The organism is Streptomyces sp. NPDC004610 (assembly GCF_040609715.1).
GTDB lineage: Bacteria > Actinomycetota > Actinomycetes > Streptomycetales > Streptomycetaceae > Streptomyces.
In genome coordinates, this window is the sequence record NZ_JBEXLA010000046.1 from 1 (window position 1) to 18,155 (window position 18,155).

General features: G+C 70.9%; 14 protein-coding genes and 4 tRNA genes. 10 read left to right on the plus strand and 8 right to left on the minus strand.

Annotated elements, in window-relative coordinates:
• Positions 1-147: 147 nt before the first annotated feature.
• Positions 148-1,395: an SLC13 family permease gene (locus tag ABZX40_RS36145; protein WP_355748717.1), complete on the minus strand. Its 1,248-nt coding sequence runs from the start codon at positions 1,393-1,395 to the stop codon at positions 148-150.
• Positions 1,396-1,531: 136 nt separating this feature from the next.
• Between ABZX40_RS36145 and ABZX40_RS36150 the strand changes: the two genes are divergently transcribed.
• Entirely contained in the window at positions 1,532-2,074 is a 543-nt protein-coding gene (locus ABZX40_RS36150; protein WP_355748714.1) for a hypothetical protein, read from the plus strand.
• Between the two features lie 77 nt (positions 2,075-2,151).
• On the opposite strand, the gene ABZX40_RS36155 is transcribed toward ABZX40_RS36150, so the two are convergent.
• From ABZX40_RS36155 to ABZX40_RS36175, 5 genes are all read right to left on the minus strand, one after another.
• Positions 2,152-2,225 (minus strand) — tRNA-Phe (locus ABZX40_RS36155).
• A gap of 24 nt (positions 2,226-2,249) precedes the next feature.
• A tRNA-Asp gene (locus tag ABZX40_RS36160) sits at positions 2,250-2,324 on the minus strand.
• A gap of 37 nt (positions 2,325-2,361) precedes the next feature.
• Positions 2,362-2,434 (minus strand) — tRNA-Glu (locus ABZX40_RS36165).
• Positions 2,435-2,514: 80 nt separating this feature from the next.
• The gene (locus tag ABZX40_RS36170; RefSeq protein WP_355748711.1) at positions 2,515-4,053 is read right to left on the minus strand and encodes a metallophosphoesterase; all 1,539 of its coding nucleotides are present in this window, start codon (positions 4,051-4,053) and stop codon (positions 2,515-2,517) included.
• Positions 4,054-4,131: 78 nt separating this feature from the next.
• Entirely contained in the window at positions 4,132-4,482 is a 351-nt protein-coding gene (locus ABZX40_RS36175) for a metallopeptidase family protein (protein WP_355748708.1), read from the minus strand.
• A 130-nt stretch (positions 4,483-4,612) separates the two neighbouring features.
• Between ABZX40_RS36175 and ABZX40_RS36180 the strand changes: the two genes are divergently transcribed.
• From ABZX40_RS36180 to ABZX40_RS36195, 4 genes are all read left to right on the plus strand, one after another.
• Complete coding sequence (locus tag ABZX40_RS36180; protein ID WP_355748705.1) at positions 4,613-5,194, plus strand: hypothetical protein; 582 nt, start codon at positions 4,613-4,615, stop codon at positions 5,192-5,194.
• A 267-nt stretch (positions 5,195-5,461) separates the two neighbouring features.
• The gene (locus tag ABZX40_RS36185) at positions 5,462-7,864 is read left to right on the plus strand and encodes a DEAD/DEAH box helicase (protein ID WP_355748703.1); all 2,403 of its coding nucleotides are present in this window, start codon (positions 5,462-5,464) and stop codon (positions 7,862-7,864) included.
• A gap of 204 nt (positions 7,865-8,068) precedes the next feature.
• Positions 8,069-9,667 (plus strand): amino acid permease, encoded by a 1,599-nt coding sequence (locus tag ABZX40_RS36190; protein WP_355748701.1) that lies wholly within the window; start codon positions 8,069-8,071, stop codon positions 9,665-9,667.
• Between the two features lie 168 nt (positions 9,668-9,835).
• A tRNA-Lys gene (locus ABZX40_RS36195) sits at positions 9,836-9,908 on the plus strand.
• A 34-nt stretch (positions 9,909-9,942) separates the two neighbouring features.
• Here the strand turns inward: ABZX40_RS36195 and ABZX40_RS36200 are convergent.
• Positions 9,943-11,580, minus strand: a complete 1,638-nt coding sequence (locus ABZX40_RS36200) for a tyrosine-type recombinase/integrase (RefSeq protein ID WP_355748698.1) — start codon at positions 11,578-11,580, stop codon at positions 9,943-9,945.
• Entirely contained in the window at positions 11,577-12,215 is a 639-nt protein-coding gene (locus ABZX40_RS36205; protein ID WP_355748694.1) for a helix-turn-helix transcriptional regulator, read from the minus strand. The genes ABZX40_RS36200 and ABZX40_RS36205 overlap by 4 nt, the downstream gene beginning before the upstream one ends.
• 97 nt (positions 12,216-12,312) lie before the next feature.
• On the opposite strand from ABZX40_RS36205, the gene ABZX40_RS36210 reads away from it, so the two are divergent.
• The 5 genes from ABZX40_RS36210 to ABZX40_RS36230 all read left to right on the plus strand — a co-directional run bounded on the left by ABZX40_RS36210 (position 12,313) and on the right by ABZX40_RS36230 (position 18,027).
• Positions 12,313-12,570, plus strand: coding sequence for a hypothetical protein (locus tag ABZX40_RS36210; protein WP_355748693.1), 258 nt, complete (start codon positions 12,313-12,315; stop codon positions 12,568-12,570).
• A gap of 430 nt (positions 12,571-13,000) precedes the next feature.
• Positions 13,001-14,131, plus strand: coding sequence for a DUF3631 domain-containing protein (locus tag ABZX40_RS36215; protein ID WP_355748690.1), 1,131 nt, complete (start codon positions 13,001-13,003; stop codon positions 14,129-14,131).
• Positions 14,132-14,613: 482 nt separating this feature from the next.
• The gene (locus ABZX40_RS36220) at positions 14,614-15,459 is read left to right on the plus strand and encodes a DUF2637 domain-containing protein (RefSeq protein WP_355748687.1); all 846 of its coding nucleotides are present in this window, start codon (positions 14,614-14,616) and stop codon (positions 15,457-15,459) included.
• A gap of 208 nt (positions 15,460-15,667) precedes the next feature.
• Entirely contained in the window at positions 15,668-16,333 is a 666-nt protein-coding gene (mobC, locus tag ABZX40_RS36225; RefSeq protein WP_355748684.1) for a plasmid mobilization relaxosome protein MobC, read from the plus strand.
• On the plus strand, positions 16,330-18,027 hold the full coding sequence (locus ABZX40_RS36230) for a mobilization protein (protein ID WP_355748682.1): 1,698 nt from the start codon (positions 16,330-16,332) through the stop codon (positions 18,025-18,027). Before mobC ends, ABZX40_RS36230 begins: the two co-directional genes overlap by 4 nt.
• Positions 18,028-18,155 lie beyond the last annotated feature (128 nt).

Consider the following 18,155-nt stretch of genomic DNA (forward strand, 5'->3'; position numbering starts at 1 on the left):
GGCCGACGTCCTCTTCGCCATGCTCCGAGACGGCACCTACTACGATCCCCAACCTGCCCCATCACCTTGACCAAACCCATAGGGGCACCCCCCCCCGCCGCTGGACTCAGGCCCCGGCCGCGTCCGGCGCTGGGCCCCGTCCCCGGCTCACGTGCCGATGACCCGCAGCGACACCCACAGAGCAACCGTCGCCGCCAGCAGCGCGGTGGGCACCGTGAGGAGTCCCAGCAGGGTGAACTCCCTCAGCTCCACCTCGTGGTCGTGCCGGTGGGCGATCCGGCGCCAGAGCAGGGTGGCGAGGGACCCGGCGTAGGTGAGGTTGGGGCCGATGTTCACCCCGAGCAGCACGGCGAGGACGGCCCCCGGCCCGGAGGGCGCGGCCAGTGGGACGAGGGCGAGGACCGCGGGCAGGTTGTTGATCAGGTTGGCCAGCAGCGCGGCGAGCGCCGCCGTGGCGAGCAGCGCGGGCAGCGTGGTGCCGTCGGGCAGCAGCCCGTCGAGGGCGTCGCCGAGCCCGTTGTCGAGGACGGCCCGGACGACGATCCCCAGCGCCAGCACGAACGCCAGGAACAGCGGGTCGGCGGCGCGCAGCACGGCGAGCGGGGTGGTGTGCCGCCGGGCCAGGGCGCGTACGGCCAGCACGGCGGCGCCGGCCGCCGCGGCCCAGGCGGGGTCGATCCCGAGCCCGGAGGCCACGGCGAATCCGGCGAGGGTGGCCCCCACGGTGACCAGCGCGAACACCGGCACCTCGACGGGTTCCTCGGGCGCGACGGGCGTGGCCGGCGCGTCCAGGTCACGGGCGAAGAACCGCCGGAAGACGACGTACTCGACCCCGATCGCGACCACCCACGGCAGGAACATCAGCAGCGCGAACCGGGTGAAGGTCAGCCCCGTCGCGGCGAAGGCCAGCAGATTGGTCAGATTGGACACCGGCAGCAGCAGCGAGGCCGTGTTCGACAGATGGGCACCGGCGTAGACATGCGGTTTCGGCCGCGCCCCCATCCGCGCGGCGGTGGCGAACACCACGGGCGTGAGCAGGACGACGGTGGCGTCCAGGCTCAGCGCGGCCGTGATCACCGAGGCGAGCCCGAAGACGGCCCCCAGCAGCCGCCGGGGCCGCCGGTGCGCCCACCGGGCCATCCAGGTCCCGCAGGCATGGAAGAGCCCTTCATCCGCACAGAGCTTCGCCAGCACCAGTACGGCGGCCAGAAACCCCACCACCGGCCCGAGCCGCGAGACCTCGTCCCCCACGTCCGCCACCGAGATGGCCCCGGCCCCGACCACCACCCCCGCCACCGGCACGGCGAACACCGCCTCCGGCCACCGGAAGGGCCGTACGACGGCACAGACGAGCACGACGACCAGCGCCACCACGGATACGGTCTCAAGCACCACGCGTCGATCATCCCCGGCGGGAAAGCGGGCGAAGCGGGCGGTCCCGCCGGTCGGCTGGGGCGCGCCGGGCTCGCGGTGGGGGAGGATGCGGGGGTAACGATCGACGCGAGCGCCTTGGGGTGGGGATGGGGATGGGATGACACAGGAACAGTCGGGGAGCGCACCGCCGGGAGAGATCTGGGCGGCGGAGGCGTATGAGGTCCTCACCGGTGTGGCGGGGACGTACCACGCGGTGATCACCTACAAGCAGCTGGGCGAGGAGATCCAGAGCAGGTCGGGCATCCGTACCAAGGCCCTGCTCCAGAACTGGATCGGCCCGGTCCTGGGCCGGGTGGTGCGCGAGGCCCACCGGCGGGGCGACCCGCCGCTGACCGCCCTGGTGGTGCACACCGACGACGGAAAAGTCGGCAGCGGCTACAAGGAGGTCCTGACCATCGCGGGCCAGCCTCCGCTGGACGACGAGCTGAAACGCGAGCGGCATGCCGCCGAGTCCCGTCTCGCCTGCTACCGCCGCTTCGGCGCGACCCTGCCGCCCGGCGGGGGAACCCCGGCGCTGTCACCGCGGCACCAGGCGCATGTCGACCGGCACCGCCGGAACACCGAGCGGCCGGCGCGGATCTGCGAACGCTGCTTCATGCAGATCCCGGCGACGGGTCTGTGCGACGGGTGTGACACGTAGCGGTGTGACACATATGGGTGACAGATAGGGCAAGGGAACACGAAAAAGCCCCTCTCCGGAAGGAGAGGGGCTTGCGGTGGCTGGGGCCGGGGTCGAACCGGCGACCTTCCGCTTTTCAGGCGGACGCTCGTACCAACTGAGCTACCCAGCCACGGTGTTTCACGTGAAACACCAGCGGTCCTGACGGGATTTGAACCCGCGGCCTCCACCTTGACAGGGTGGCGAGCACTCCAAACTGCTCCACAGGACCAAGCGTTGTGCACGACAGTGTCGCACACGGTGTTGCGTGCCCCCAACGGGATTCGAACCCGTGCTACCGCCTTGAAAGGGCGGCGTCCTAGGCCGCTAGACGATGAGGGCTATCGGCCCGCCTGGGCGCTTCTCAGCGCGTCGGGGACGTGAGAAGCATATGGGATGGCGGGAGGTATCGCCAAAACGGTTTACGGGGAGGCCGGGGTGCTGGGGGCGGTGGTCGAGGAGGGGGAGGGGGAGGGGGACGGGGAAGAGGAAGGAGTCGGGCCGGCGGTGGTCGCTCCGGGGCGGTTCTCCTTCGGGAGGTGGCGGCTGACCTCCGCCGTGGTCAGACCCAGACCGCCGAGGCGGATCTCGTCCCATGCCTGGAGACGGCGGGTGCCGCGGTCGAGGTAGAGGATCGACGCCTCGATCGGGTCGGGGTTCTTCTGCTCCAGCGCCCGCAGCCCGCTGCCGCCGGTCGTGCCCTCGATCCGCAGCCGGGTGCCGTACGGCATGACCTCCATCTCCTGGTGGTGGAGGTGGCCGGCCAGGACGAGGGGGACCTGTCCGTCCGTCTCCCGGGCCGCGTTCGGGTCGTGGGCGATGGCGATGTCCACCGGCGTACCGGCCTGCTCCTGGTCGCGCAGGGCGGAGGCCAGCCGGGCGCCCGCCAGGACCTGGACCTCCTTGCCGCCCTGCTGGGCCGTCCGGTCCGGGGAGAACTGCGGGTCGCCCATGCCCGCGAACCGCAGCCCGGCCACGTCCACCGCCCGCCCGTCGTCCAGCACATGGACGTTCTCCATGTCCTCCAGGTACTCCTGGGTGAGGTCGGAGTCATGGTTGCCGCGGACCCAGACGTACGGCGCCCCGAGGTCCGCGATCGGGTCCAGGAAGCCGTTCTCGGCCGCCGAGCCGTGGTCCATGGTGTCGCCGGAGTCCACGATCACATTCACTTTGTACTGCTCCACCAGCGACGCGATGATCTTCCAGCTCGCCGGGTTGAGATGGATGTCGGAGACATGCAGCACCCGGATCGTGGACGGGTCGGGCGCGTACGCGGGGAGCGTGGAGGTGGCGTCGTACAGCTTGGTCACATTGGTCACCAGCCGGGCCAGCTCACGCTGGTAGACATCGAACTCGGCGACGATGCTGCGGGCGTCGCCGACCAGGGACGGGGCCGAGGAGAGCAGACCGGAGAAGCGCGGCTCCAGGACCGACTTGGGGTTCCAGGTGGCCAGCGCCGTCCCGCCCGACGCGGCGAGCAGGGCGAGGGCGAGACCGCCGGCCGCGAGCGCCCGGCGCGGGCGCCGGTAGACCACGAGCCCGAGCGCGGTCGCCCCGATCACCACCGCCGCGCAGGAGCGCACCGCCAGATCGAGCGTGCCGCGCCCCACGTCCTCGGCCACCTCGTCCTGGAGCCCGGAGAGCCGCTCGGGGTGGTCCACCAGGGCCTGTGAGCGGACCGGGTCCAGCTGGTCGACGTTCACATCCAGCCGGAAGGGCGCGGTGTGGCTGTTCAGGTGCAGTGCCCCCAGCGGGGAGACATTGATCTTGGTGCCGCCGGTGGCCGACGGACGCAGGGTCATCGTGGTGTCCATCGGCCCGACCGGCACCCGTACGTTCCCCACGACCAGCAGCCCCAGCCAGGCGCCGAGCACCACCACCGCTGTCAGGCCGGCGGCCCGGATCCAGGGGTTGGGGCGGGCGGCCAGTTCGAGGGCGGGGAGGGGACGGGTGCGGGCCATTGATCCCGTATGCCCATGTTGGGGGGCGGATATGCGGTGGCCTGTGCCGTATGCCCTGGGGGGAGGAGCGGCGGGGGGTCAGCCCCAGCCGAGTTCGTGGAGGCGGTCGTCGTCGATGCCGAAGTGGTGGGCCACCTCGTGGATGACGGTGACGGCGACCTCGTGGACCACGTCCTCCGGGGTCTCGCAGTAGCGCAGGGTGGGGCCCTTGTAGATGCTGATCCGGTCCGGCAGCACCCCCGCGTACCACTCGCCGCGTTCGGTGAGCGGGGTGCCCTCGTACAGGCCGAGCAGTTCGGGATCGTCGGCGGGTGGTTCGTCCTCCACGAACACCGCCACGTTGTCCATGACCCGCGCCAGCTCCGGCGGGATCCGGTCAAGTGCTTCACTCACCAGCTCTTCGAACGCCTCGCGTGTCATCTCCAGCACCTGTTCATTGTCCGGGACGGGCGGCGAAACGGCGCCGGGCGGTGACCGGGCCCGGCGTGGCGCGCGTGTCCTCCTGCGGGCGGGGGGAGTTGGGCACGCTGACTTCTTCGCCCCCTCGGAGGTGGCTCCCGTGCGCCCTTTGTACGTACCCGTCCGCCTGGCCGCCGCCGTGGTGGCCGTCGCCGCTGCCGCCGGCTGTATGAGCGTCGGCGACGACGAAGACCGGCGGGCCGAACCGTCGCACTCCGCGGGCCGCCCCGGCGGTGAGGCACCGGACGGCGGCGCGGCGGTCACGGGCGGCGGGTTCGGGTCCGGCGGCGGGGAGGCGGGCGGCGCCCTGGACGGCCGTGGGGACGGCAAGGGCGACGGCAAGGGCGGGAAGGAGAAGGACGGCGACGGCGAGGGGGGTCGTGAGGACGGGCCGGGGGAGTCCGGGGCGCCCTCCGCGTCCGCGCCGGTGCGGCCGGGGGCGTCGGGGCCGGTGCCGGTCGGGCCGGGGCGGACCGTGCCGCCGGGTGGTGATCCGGTGCCGCCGAAGCCGCTGCCGTCGCCGACCCGGACCAGTGAGACGCCCCCGCCGCCCGAGCCGACGCCGGAGCCGCCGGCCTCACCGGACCCGACGGTCGCGGAGCCGTCCTCCTCGGCGCACGAGCAGACGGGAACGCAACTCGTCCAGCGGGAGCCGGCGCCGCGGGCCGGGGTGCCGGTGTGAGGCGGGGGGCTGCTGGGCGAGGGGGGCCACCCGGTGAGGGGTGGGGTTCGCCCGGTGGGAGAGGGGTTCTGTCGGCGATTTGCCTAGCGGGGCCTTGGGTGCGTATGGTGGTAGATCGTTTGATCCCATTTGCCCGGCGCCAATGCAGAGCGCGCCGTGTGGCGCGTTCTCTCCCTTGCCGTGGCTGACCGCATTGAGGCGGTCGTGGTGCGAATCACGGAGTTGACGGGCGCGTGCCGACGAGACTCCGGAAGGTTTCGCATTCGCATGTCCATTTCCACTGCCGATCACTTTGTCGTGCCCGGGGACGAGGTCCGTGAGGACGTCGTCGTCGATGCCGAGAACACCGAGAACACCGAGACCAGTGAGAGTGCCGGGGGCGCCGACAGCGCCTCGGACTCGGACACGGGTTCCGCTGTCGCGGCCGACACCGACACCGACACCGAGGCCGACATTGACGCCGAGGTCGACACCGGCGCCGACGCCGAGGACGACACCCCCGACATCACCTTCGCCGACCTCGGTCTCCCCGAGGGCGTCGTGCGCAAGCTGGCGCAGAACGGGGTGACCGTCCCGTTCCCGATCCAGGCCGCGACCATCCCGGACGCCCTGGCCGGCAAGGACATCCTCGGCCGTGGCCGCACCGGCTCCGGCAAGACCCTCTCCTTCGGACTGCCGACCCTGGCCACGCTGGCCGGCGGCCGTACCGAGCGCAAGAAGCCCCGCGCCGTCATCCTCACCCCCACCCGCGAGCTGGCCATGCAGGTCGCCGACGCGCTCCAGCCGTACGGCGATGTCGTCGGCCTGCGGATGAAGGTGGTCTGCGGCGGTACGTCGATGGGCAACCAGATCTACGCCCTGGAGAAGGGCGTCGACATCCTGGTCGCCACGCCGGGCCGGCTGCGGGACATCATCAACCGGGGCGCCTGTTCCCTGGAGGATGTCCAGATCGCCGTCCTCGACGAGGCCGACCAGATGTCCGACCTGGGCTTCCTGCCCGAGGTCACCGAGCTGCTGGACCAGATTCCGGCGGGCGGTCAGCGGATGCTGTTCTCCGCGACGATGGAGAACGAGATCAAGACTCTCGTCGACCGTTACCTCACCGAGCCGGTGCTGCACGAGGTCGACGCGGCGCAGGGCGCGGTGACGACCATGTCCCACCACATCCTGATCGTGAAGCCCAAGGACAAGGCGCCGGTCACCGCGGCGATCGCGTCCCGCAAGGGCCGCACCATCATCTTCGTCCGCACCCAGCTCGGCGCCGACCGGGTCGCCGAGCAGCTGCGCGACGCGGGCGCCAAGGCCGAGGCACTGCACGGCGGCATGACCCAGGGCGCCCGCACCCGCACGCTGGCGGACTTCAAGGACGGTTACGTCAATGTCCTGGTCGCCACGGATGTCGCCGCGCGCGGTATCCATGTCGACGGCATCGACCTGGTCCTGAACGTGGACCCGGCCGGTGACCACAAGGACTATCTGCACCGGGCGGGCCGTACCGCGCGTGCGGGCCGTACCGGCACGGTCGTCTCGCTGTCGCTGCCGCACCAGCGGCGGCAGATCTTCCGGCTGATGGAGGACGCGGGCGTCGACGCCTCGCGCCACATCATCCAGGGCGCCGGCGCGTTCGACCCGGAGGTCGCCGAGATCACCGGTGCGCGCTCCATGACGGAGGTCCAGGCCGAGTCGGCCGGGAACGCCGCCCAGCAGGCCGAGCGCGAGGTCGGCCAGCTCACCAAGCAGCTGGAGCGGGCCCAGCGCCGGGCCGGCGAGCTGCGCGAGGAGGCGGACCGGCTGATCGCCCGCGCCGCCCGTGAGCGGGGCGAGGACCCGGAGACGGCGGTGGCCGAGGCCCAGGCGGCGACGGTGACAGCGTTGGAGGCGGCGGAGGCCGTGACGGCGGTGTCCGTGCCGGAGCAGGCGCGGGAGTCCGAGCGCGGGGCGGGATCTTCGTCGCCCTCCTCGTCTTCATCCTCTTCGTCGTCTTCGTCTTCGTCGTACGAGCGGCAGGACCGGCCGGAGCGCGGGGAGCGTTACGTCCGTAACGATCACCGGGGTGAGCGGGGCGGCGGTGGGTTCCGTCGGGACGACCGCGGTGGGCGTTCCTTCGAGCGGCGGGACGACCGTCGCGATGACCGGCGTGATGACCGTGGTGGGCGTTCGTTCGAGCGTCGGGATGACCGGCGGGATGACCGTGGTGGGCGTTCGTTCGAGCGTCGGGATGACCGTCGGGATGACCGGGGCGGGCGTTCCTTCGAGCGCCGGGATGACCGTCGGGACGACCGTGGTGGCCGTTCCTTCGAGCGGCGGGACGACCGCGGTGCGCGTTCGTTCGAGCGTCGGGATGACCGTCGGGACGACCGTGGCGGGCGTTCCTTCGAGCGGCGGGACGACCGGCGCGATGACCGCCGTGATGACCGTGGTGGGCGTTCGTTCGAGCGTCGGGACGACCGTCCGGGCCGTTCCTCGTCCTCCTTCGAGCGGCGGGACGAGCGGAGCGGGCACCGGGGCAGCGACCGGCCGTTCAACCGTGACCGGCAGGGCGAGCGGCCCGGTTTCCGCGCGGGTGGCCATGAGCGGCCGCACGGTCGCCGTGACGACCACCGGGGGACCGGCGGTGGGTCCTCCTTCGGACGCCGCGAGGACAAGCCGCGCTGGAAGCGCAACGGCTGACGCCGGGGCGGAGTGCTGAAGAGCACTGAAGAGGGCTGAGGAGTACTCAAGAGTGCTGAGGAAGGGCCCGTACGGCTTCGGTCGTGCGGGCCCTTCCGCGTGTCCCGGTCCCTGGCCCCCCCGGTCGTGGTCCTGGGTGGTGGCGTTCGTTGGGGGTCAAGTTGTGACGTGTGTCACGCGCTTGGTGGGGGAATTGCTGGGGGCATGACAGATACAGCTGCGGACGCAGGGGCGGGTTCGCCGACGGGGGTCACCGGGGCCGGGGGCCTCACCGATGAGGAACGGCTGGCTCAGCTCGGGTACACCCAGGTGCTGGCCCGCCGTATGTCCGGGTTCTCCAACTACGCGGTCTCGTTCACGATCATCTCGGTGCTGTCGGGCTGCCTGACGCTGTATCTGTTCGGCATGAACACCGGTGGCCCGGCGGTGATCACCTGGGGCTGGGTCGGGGTCGGTCTGATGACGCTCTTCGTCGGGCTGGCGATGGCGGAGATCTGTTCGGCGTACCCGACCTCGGCGGGCCTGTACTTCTGGGCGCACCGGCTGGCGCCACCGCGGACGGCGGCGGCCTGGGCGTGGTTCACGGGGTGGTTCAACGTGCTGGGGCAGGTCGCGGTGACCGCGGGGATCGACTTCGGCGCGGCGTCCTTCCTGGGCGCGTATCTGAACCTTCAGTTCGGCTTCGAGGTGACTCCGGGCCGGACGATCCTGCTCTTCGCGGGGATCCTGCTGCTGCACGGCCTCCTCAACACCTTCGGGGTCCGGATCGTCGCCCTCCTCAACAGTGTGAGTGTGTGGTGGCATGTGGTGGGGGTGGCGGTGATCGTGGGCGCGCTGGCGTTGGTCCCGGACCGCCATCAGTCGGCGTCCTTCGTCTTCGGTGAGTTCGTGAACAACACGGGGTGGGGCAGCGCGCTGTATGTGGTGCTGCTGGGGCTGCTGATGGCGCAGTACACCTTCACCGGGTACGACGCGTCCGCCCATATGACGGAGGAGACGCACGACGCCTCGACGGCGGGCCCGAAGGGGATCGTGCGGTCGATCTGGACCTCCTGGATCGCCGGTTTCGTCCTGCTCCTCGGCTTCACCTTCGCGATCCAGTCGTACGAGGGGGCGCTGGCCTCCCCGACGGGGGCGCCGCCGGCGCAGATCCTGCTGGACGCGCTGGGCGTGACCGCGGGGAAGCTGTTGCTGCTGGTGGTGATCGGGGCGCAGTTGTTCTGCGGGATGGCGTCGGTGACGGCCAACAGCCGGATGATCTACGCCTTCTCCCGGGACGGCGCGCTTCCCTTCTCCCGGGTCTGGCACACGGTGAGTCCGCGCACCCGGACGCCGGTCGCGGCGGTGTGGCTGGCGGCGGGGGGTGCGCTGGTGCTGGGGCTGCCGTACCTGATCAATGTCACCGCGTACGCGGCGGTCACGTCCATTGCGGTGATCGGCCTCTACATCGCGTACGTCATCCCGACGCTGCTGCGGCTGCGGAAGGGGGACGACTTCGAACGGGGGCCGTGGCATCTGGGGCGGTGGTCGCGGGTGATCGGGGTGATCGCGGTGACCTGGGTCGGCGTGATCACCGTGCTGTTCATGCTGCCGCAGGTGTCGCCGGTGACCTGGGAGACGTTCAATTACGCGCCGGTGGCGGTGCTGGTGGTGCTGGGGTTCGCGGCGGGGTGGTGGGGGGTTTCGGCTCGGAAGTGGTTTTTGCGGGGGGATGGGGTTGGGGTTGGGGATGAGCTTGTGCGTGAGGATGACGGTGGGGTTCGGGGTGGGGTGGGGATTCCGGGGGTTCCGGGGGTGGATTGAGGGGCCCGCGGGGTGGCTCCGGGGCCTCGGGCGGGGTGGGCGCGTAGGGTCTTCGGCTGTGCGCCGGGCCGTGTCGCGATACCCGATCGGAGACGCGGCCCGCTCCGGCTATGCTCGGGGAGGCAACATCACGCATCGCCGGGTGCGCCTTTGGGTGTGGCGGTGAGTGGGCCCTTAGCTCAATTGGCAGAGCAGTGGACTTTTAATCCATTGGTTGTGGGTTCGAGTCCCACAGGGCCTACGGGATGCGGGTGGAGGATATGCCCTCTGACCTGCTACGCAGCGTCCGGGTCGGCTTCGGTCGACTCGGGCGCTTCCTCGTTTTCGAGCCACTGCGTGAGCGATGCGTGAGCGGATGTGGGCGTGGCTTGCGGATGGGGCGCTGCCTGAGCGGACGAATCGGCAGATGCCCTGCGCGACCGGGGGATCAGATTCGCTGCCTTCTCGGCGATCTCGCGGTCCAGCTCAGGGAGCAGGCTCGTGTAGGTGTCCGAGGTCAGCGTGATCGTGGAGTGGCGGAGTGTCTCCTTCACCGTGTGGATGTCGCCGCCGCCTCCGTGTGTGAGCGTCGCGGCCACATGACGCAGGTCTCGCAGGGTGATGGGAGGCAGGTCGGTCGTGGCGAGAACGCGGCGGAAGGTCTCGGAGACGGTCTCCGGGTGTAGCCAGGAGCCGTCTTCCTTGGTGAAGACCTTGCCGGTGTCATGCCAGGCTTCGCCCCACCCCGCGCGCTCCTTCTCCTGGCGAGCTTTGTGGTCGCGCAGTTCGGAGATGGTCGTGCTGTCGAGCGCGATCGTGTTGGCGCTGCCGTCCGTCTTGGGCTCGGACTCGTAGGGGTCCCAGCCGTCCACCACGATCTCCTTGGCGGGTGTGATGAGGCCGGCGTCGAGATCGATCTCGTGCCAGTCCTGGCCGACCGCCTCGCCGCGACGGAGACCGCGGGTGCCCATGAGGTGAAAGATCGCGTACAGGCGGTCGCCCTCGGCTGCGTCCAGGAAGGCGCCGAATTGCTGTGGGGTCCACACCATGACCGGGCCGGGGACTTCCCCGGTCTCGCGCCAGCGTCGTACGCGCTCCTCGGTCCACAGGAGTGGTTTCGGGCGTTTGCCGGATTCCAGTTCGACATGGGACGCCGGATTGAAGGTGATCAACTGCTGGGCGATCGCCGCGTTCAGTGCCGCGCGGAGGGTGCGGCGGATGGCCTGGCGGCTGGCCGGGCCCGTGATCTTCCGGAAGGGCTTCATCTCGGCGAGCTTGGCTCGTTCGGACGCGAGGAACGGTCGTTCGGCTCCAGCGGGCCGTCCTGGTTTGCTCGGCTTGCAACGGGCGATCTGTTCGCGGCGGGCCCGGTTCTCGGCGGCGATCGTCTCGTTGTCATCGGCTATGCCGTCGAACATCTCCACCAGGTGGCCGACGTTGAGCCGGTCCAGACGCACGTGGCCGATGCGGGGCTTCAGATGGACGCGAATGTGGGAACCGTAGCTGTTCAGCGTGGTCTTGCGACGCCGCTTTCCTGCGAACCACTGGTCGAGCCATTCGCCGACCGTGAGGCGTCCAGTGAGGTCGAGGCCGTGGTTGAGGCGGCGACGGGTCGCTTCTACGTTCGGGAGTGGTGCCTTTTCGTCGGCGACCTTCTCCAGGAGGTCGGCTATGCGGGCGAGGTTCTCGGGGTCGTCGTTTTCGGCGAGGGCGATGAGGGCGCGGACCTGGTCGAGGTCGTTCTGGGCGTCTTTGAGGGTGGTGTAGCCGGCGCGGCTGAAGGAGCGGCGGGCGCCGTCTTGGCGGGGTGGGAGTTCCTGACGGACGGAGTAGGTGCCGTGCTTGCGGTTGGTGAGCTTGGGGCACTTCTTGCCGAGGGGTCTGCCGGTGTGGGGGTCGCGGCAGTAGCAGCGTCGGTGGGTGGAGCCCTTCAAATGCGTTCCTCCGGGGTGGGGGTGGGGTTGTCGAGTCCGGTTGGGGTGGTGGGCACGGTGGTGGGTTGGTCGACGTCGTGGAGGGTGTGGGGGAGGTGGGGTGGGGTGGCGCCTCGTTCGCGGATGCGGCGGCGGAGGTGGCGCAGTTCGTATTTGGCGGTGATGGCTTCGTCGTTGTCGTCGTTTTCGGCGAGGGCGGTGAGGGCGTTGGTGGTGAGGCGGGTGTGGGCGTCGAAGTCGCGGAGCATGCCGGGGTCGTGGCCGGTGATCCGTTTGTCTGCGGTGAAGTGGCGTAGGGCGGTACGGGTGGGGACGAGCTCCTCGAAGGGGAGTTCCTGGGTCTGGTCGGTGTAGCCGACGGGGAAGATGAGGCAGATGGGGTAGGTGCGCAGGGCGGCGGCCAGGATCATGATGTCGACGAGGGGGAGGTTTGCTCGGCGGCCGGATTCCATGTTGGCGATGACGTTGCGGGGGATGGGGTGCCCGAGGCGTTCGCATGCGTCGGCGAGGTCCTGTGCGCTCCACCTCATCTCCTTTCTGCGGCGGCGGACTTCGCGGGCCACGGTGGCGTTGACGCGGTCCGCCCATTCGGGGACGTCGTCGGTCTCTTCATCGTCGATATCGTGTTGTGTCATGAAGACACAGTAGCGTGAGGATCGTGGTGGATACACGCCTGGAGCCGGATGTGATCACCGCGTTCGCCGAGGGCTGTATCGAGAGGGGCGCACGCGTATGCGCGAAGACGCGAAGGCCGGGCCGACGGCGGGATCGACCGTGCCGAAGGGTTCGCGGGGGATGAGCCGGGAGGAGTTGCTGGCGCTTCCGGTATCGGTTGACCTGGAGACCGGTAACCGGGCGCTGGGGCTGGGGCGGAGCAAGGGGTACGAGCTGGCGAAGCGCGGCATGTATCCGTGCCGGGTGCTGCGGCTGGGCAACGCGTACCGGGTGGTGACGGCGGATCTGCTGGCGCTGCTCGGGCTGGCCGCGTGAGGCGACGGCACGTCAGCGGAGGGTTCTGCGCTGAGCTGACACGGAAACGCTGGACTGTTGGCGGGGTTGGACGTACGGTCTGTGGTCCCCCGGGGAACGGAGCGAACGTTCCGGACCGGAACAGACCTGGCGTCCCCGCACCGAACCGGGCGAACACTCCGGATCAGAACGCGACGGGCCTGCGGTACCACAGTGCCCGAGGTCCCGGAACTCCCGCTTCCCGCATCCATCGAATGACGCGCGCCGCTGGGCCGGTGTGCCCGGCGGCGCAGGAGAGGAACCGCCTGGTGCAACCAGACAACCCCCTGCCCCATTCCGTCCCCGACCCGACCCTGCACCTTCCGGTGCCTGGCCGCCCGTCGCAGTCCCGGGCCAGCCTGATCAGGACGCGCCGGAGAACACCGCTCCGGTCCCGGCGGCGGAGGCGGCGGTGCCTGATCTGGAGCCGTCTGCTGGTTCGGTGCTGCTGGATGAACTGCGTGCGCGGATAGCGCGGTTCGTGATCCTGCCGTCGCCGGAGGCGCTGGACGCGGTGACGCTGTGGGTGGCGGCCACGCACCTGCAGCCCTCGTGGCAGCACGCGCCGCGCCTCGCGGTCGTCGGACCGGCGAAGCGGTGTGGGAAGTCACGGCTGCTGGACGTGCTCACCGAGACGGTCCACGAGCCGATGCTCACCATCAACACCACCCCGGCGGCCGTCTTCCGGTCGATCACCGAGGAGCCGCCCACCCTCCTGGTCGACGAGGCCGACACGATCTTCGGGACGCCGAAGCAGGCGGAGAAGAACGAGGAGATGCGCGGCCTCCTCAACGCCGGCCACCAGCGCAACCGGTACGTCACCCGGGTCGTCGGCAACGACCACACCCCGCACCGGTTCGCGACCTTCGCCATGGCCGCCCTCGCCGGGATCGGTGACCTGCCCGACACCATCATGGACCGGGCCGTCGTGATCCGGATGCGCCGCCGGGCCGAGGGAGAACGCGTCAAGCCCTTCCGCTCCCGCCGCGACATCCCCTCACTGCACGAACTGCGCGACCGCATCGCCGCCTGGACCGCACCGCTCCTGGACGAGGCGGGGGAGCTGGAGCCGGAGATGCCGGTCGAGGATCGGGCCGCCGACACCTGGGAACCCCTGATCATCATCGCCGACCTCGCCGCCGGGACTTGGCCCCGCCGGGCTCGCACCGCGTGTGAGCGGATGGTGGCGGCGGAGGTCGAGGCGGAGGAGGAACGGCCCGGCGGCGCCCGCATCCTGGCCGACATCCGCAGGGTCTTCGCCGCCCAGCGCGAGACTGACAGCCTCTCCACGGACGATCTGCTGTACCACCTGCGGCAGGACCCGGAGGCGCCGTGGGCGCAATGGGGGCGCACCGGGCTCGACGCCCGCGAACTGGCCAGGATGCTCACCCCGTACGGCATCAAGCCCGGCAACGTCCGCCTCACCGACCAGACCCAGCGCAAGGGCTACACCCGCAACAAGTTCCTCGACGCCTGGCGCCGCTACTGCCCCACCACCCACCCCGTGGACACCGGACCAGCACCGCTGTCGGGCTCGGGCTAAGCGTTCACTCAGTGAACGCCGAACGGTCCCCCGGGCTGAGCGTTCACTCAGTGAACGCCGAATCCGCTGTCCCTGCTTCGGGCTGAGGCCCGCATCCCCCGGTGTGGCCGTCCCTGCCGTCCCTGCCGTGATCGTGCAGGCCAGACACCCTGCGGCTGGGACGGGAGCCCGGGACGGGACGGCAACCCGATCATGAACAGCCTGAAAGTCGACCTGATCCGTCTTGTGTCGTCCCGGGCGTCCCTGCCGTATCGCCCCAGGTCAGGGCGTGGTCGGCTGGGACGGCGCGAACCCACCGTGCCGTCCCGGCCGCCCGGCACGGGCCCGGTCGCCGGCCAGCCCCGGCAACGCACGCAAACAGCCGGGGACACCGCAGGGACGGACGTTCGGGACCACTGCCGTACCTGCCCTGACCTGCGTTTGCAACGCCCGGGACGGACAAGACGGATCACACCACCCAACCCCACCAGGAGCCTCCCACCTTGCCCCACCCCGCCACACCCACCCCGACACCCGCTCACCATCTCCGCCCAGACCGGCCGACGCAGAGCAGGCAGACCGCCGAGCGGTACGTGCTTGCTGCCGCCGGGGCTGTCATCGTCGCTCTCACCGTGGGAGCGTTCTGGCTGTCTTACGCTCACCTGGCCGAGGTCGCTGGTCAGCACGGGCTGGGGCACTCGCCGGTCAGGCGTTGGGCCTGGCCGGCGACCCTCGACGCGTTCATCGTCGCGGGCGAGCTGCTGATGCTCCGCGCCGGCCTGCGCGGCGTCACCGACGGGTGGGCCGTCGCGCTGACGGGCACCGGAGCGCTCGGCTCGATCGCGCTCAACGTCGCCGGAGTCGCCGGTGCGGACGGCGCCCGCCCCGTACCCCTGCTCGACTACGTCGTCGCGGCGGTGCCCCCGACCGCCGCACTGCTCGCCTTCGGCGTCCTGATGCGCCAGATCCACCAACTCGTCGGCCCGCCAGCAGACCAGCGACTCCGGGCGCCGGGACCCCAGGTCACTCCACCCATCGGTGCTCCCGAACCACCGGAGCAGCCCCCTGCTGCCGTTCCCGATCCCGTCTCCCCTGCGCCGCCATCACCCGACAGGGCGGATGACGGGCCCCGGCCCCGGGGTGGCCGTCCGGCGAAGGCCACGATCCACGAGCTGGTGGAGATCGGCCGGACAGCCCTCGCCGAGCACAGCACCCTCAGCCGGGCCCTCCTCCGCGAAGCCGTCGAGGACCGGGACCTGACGATCGGAAGCGAGCGGCAGACCGAGGTGATGACGATCCTCCGCCCGGAGATCGAAGCCGCCCACACGGCCGGTCCGCACAGCGGCTGACCGCAACTCCCGCGGGGTGACCGGAACCCCCTTCCGGTCACCCCGCCCAGCAGACCACCACACCACCCCGCACCGGCTCGTCCACACCTGTGGACAGCGCGCCGACCACCACACCCCGCTGCGCCCCAACCGCCGAGCCATCGACACCGTCACTTCCGGAGAACCCCACGTGCCCCACCACCCGCACCACCCCGACCACACTCCCGACATGCCCCCGCCCGAGCCGAAGCCCGCTGCCGAGCCGCCCCCGCTGCGGGAAGCCGTCGATCCAGCCGGGCCCAGGCCAGCAAGGTATGCCGCTGGACCGTCCAAGGACGGCCCCACCGGCGGTGCCTCCGCCCCGGGGGTGGCGGAGGCGGCCGGGCACCAGGGGGCGCCCGGAAAGGAGGAACCGTCCGCCGACACCGCAACCGTCGTGCTGCCGTTGCCGCGTGCCGCCGAAGCCGCCGCCGTGCACCGCGTCGCCCGCCGCCGCACCCGCGAGCACACCCAGCGCACACACCGCGTCGACGTCCGCTACAGCCACGAAGAGAAGACCGCAATCCTGCGCAGGGCCCGCTCCCTGAACATCGCCGGCGCGCACTACATCGGCGCCGTCGTCATGGCCCACCTCCACGGCGACCTCACCCTCCCCGGCCAGCGCACCCCCCTCGACGACTACATCGACGAACTCAACGCCCTCCGAGCACAGGTCGCCCGGATCGGCGGCAACATCAACCAGATCGCCCGCAGACTCAACTCCGGCGCCCACCCCCACCCCGCCGACACCACCACCCTCGCCCAAGCCGAACACACCCTCACCACCGTCCGGACCACCATCGCCGAGATCGCCACAGCCGCCACCCAGGCCATCACCCGGAACGGCGTCCGGTGATCGCGAAGATCAGCGGCGGCAAGGACACCGCCGGACTCATCCGCTACCTCTTCGGCCCCGGCAAGGCCAATGAACACACCGACCCCCACCTCGTCGCCTCCTGGGACGGCTTCGCCCCCGACCCCGGCCGCACCACCAACCCCACCACCACACGGAAACACCTGGTCGCCGACCTCGACCTGCACGTGAAACAGGCCCGCCGCCTGGGCCGGGCACCCGAACGGCACGTCTGGCACTGCTCCATCCGCGCCACCCGCAGCGACCGCCACCTCAGCGACGACGGATGGGCCGGTATCGCCCGTCGCGTCGTCGCCGCCACCGGAATCGCCCCCCACGGCGATCCCGACGCCTGCCGGTGGGTCGCCGTCCGCCACGCACCCGACCACATCCACATCGCCGCCACCAAAGTCCGCGCCGACCTGCGCACCGCCCGCCACTGGAACGACTACCTCAACGCCGACCGCGAACTCGCCGCCATCGAGAAGGAACACGGCCTGCACCGGGTCGCACGCGGAGACCGCACCGCCGCCAAACGCCCCACCCGCGCCGAACAGGAGAAGGCCCACCGCAACGGCCACACCCGCACCGCCCGCGAACGCCTCCGCACCATGGTCCGCACCGCCGCCGCAGCGGCCACCAGCACCGACGAATTCCTCCACCTCCTCCAGCACACCGACGGCATCCGCGCCGAGCTCGTCCACTTCCCCTCCGGCGACGTACGCGGCTACAAGGTCGCCGCCACCGACACCGTCACCGCCACCGGCGAACCCGTCTGGTTCTCCGGCTCCCAGCTCGCCCCCGACCTCTCCCTCCCCAAGATCCGCAAACGCCTGGAGAACACCGGCCAGAACCCCGAAGACCGCCCCGGCCGGGGCCTGCCCGACCCCTGGCACGAGATCATCACCGCCACCGAACGCATCCCCCACCACCTCACCCACGACGACGACCCCGCCGCCCAGGCCCACATCACCGCCCTCGGCGAAGTCCTCGACATCCTCCCCCTCCTCGCCCCCAACCCCCTCCAGCCACAACTCCGCCAAGCCGCAGCCGCCTACGAACGCGCCACCCGCTCTCGCATCCACGCCGAATACCACCACGCCCGCACCCTGCGCAACGCGGTCAGGGACGTACTCCGGACACCGGCCCCACACGGCGACACCGGCCTGGCGATGCTCCTCGACGTCACGCTCCTGGCCATCGTCGCCGTCATCCGCTGGCACCAGCTCCGCCACCACGACCAGCAGACAACCGCCGCCCACAACACCCTCACCCACATCCAGACCGCCTACGACCAAGCAGCCGCCGCACCCCTGGCAGCCCTCACCGCCCGACGCCCACCCCAGCACAACACCGACCGCTACATCCGCCACCTCCACCAGACCCTCCCCACCCACGCCGAGCAGATCACCAAGGACCAGGACTTCCCCGCCCTCACCACCGTCCTCGCCCACGCCGAATCCACAGGCCACAACCCGGAAGCACTCCTCCGCCATGCCGCCGGCCAACGCCGCCTCGACGACGCCCGCCACCCCGCACGCGTCCTCCTCTGGCGCATCCAACGCCTCACCACCACCCCGGCAGCGCTCGCGGCACACGCCACCCGGACCAAGAACACAGAACAGCGCATCACGATCCCGACCGGCAGGACCGCCATCATCACCACCCCGAACCCGCCCGGGACGAGACACCACTGACCACGGGTGACGCCTCTCGGCTGGGCAACAACGCGCGGGTCGGTCTGCGTGTCAGTGCGTAGGACGTGTGGTCGGTGCCTCGGCCTCCGTGCTGGGGCAGTGAGCCGTAGGGCGGAAGGCCGCTGGGT

Excerpts from the sequence above, each read along its gene's own strand:
- ABZX40_RS36150 (WP_355748714.1), top strand. The coding sequence starts at position 1,532 with ATGACACAGGAACAGTCGGGGAGCGCACCGCCGGGAGAGATCTGGGCG.
- ABZX40_RS36170 (WP_355748711.1), bottom strand. The coding sequence starts at position 4,053 with ATGGCCCGCACCCGTCCCCTCCCCGCCCTCGAACTGGCCGCCCGCCCC.
- ABZX40_RS36185 (WP_355748703.1), top strand. The coding sequence starts at position 5,462 with ATGTCCATTTCCACTGCCGATCACTTTGTCGTGCCCGGGGACGAGGTC.
- ABZX40_RS36190 (WP_355748701.1), top strand. The coding sequence starts at position 8,069 with ATGACAGATACAGCTGCGGACGCAGGGGCGGGTTCGCCGACGGGGGTC.
- ABZX40_RS36205 (WP_355748694.1), bottom strand. The coding sequence starts at position 12,215 with ATGACACAACACGATATCGACGATGAAGAGACCGACGACGTCCCCGAA.
- ABZX40_RS36210 (WP_355748693.1), top strand. The coding sequence starts at position 12,313 with ATGCGCGAAGACGCGAAGGCCGGGCCGACGGCGGGATCGACCGTGCCG.
- mobC (WP_355748684.1), top strand. The coding sequence starts at position 15,668 with ATGCCCCCGCCCGAGCCGAAGCCCGCTGCCGAGCCGCCCCCGCTGCGG.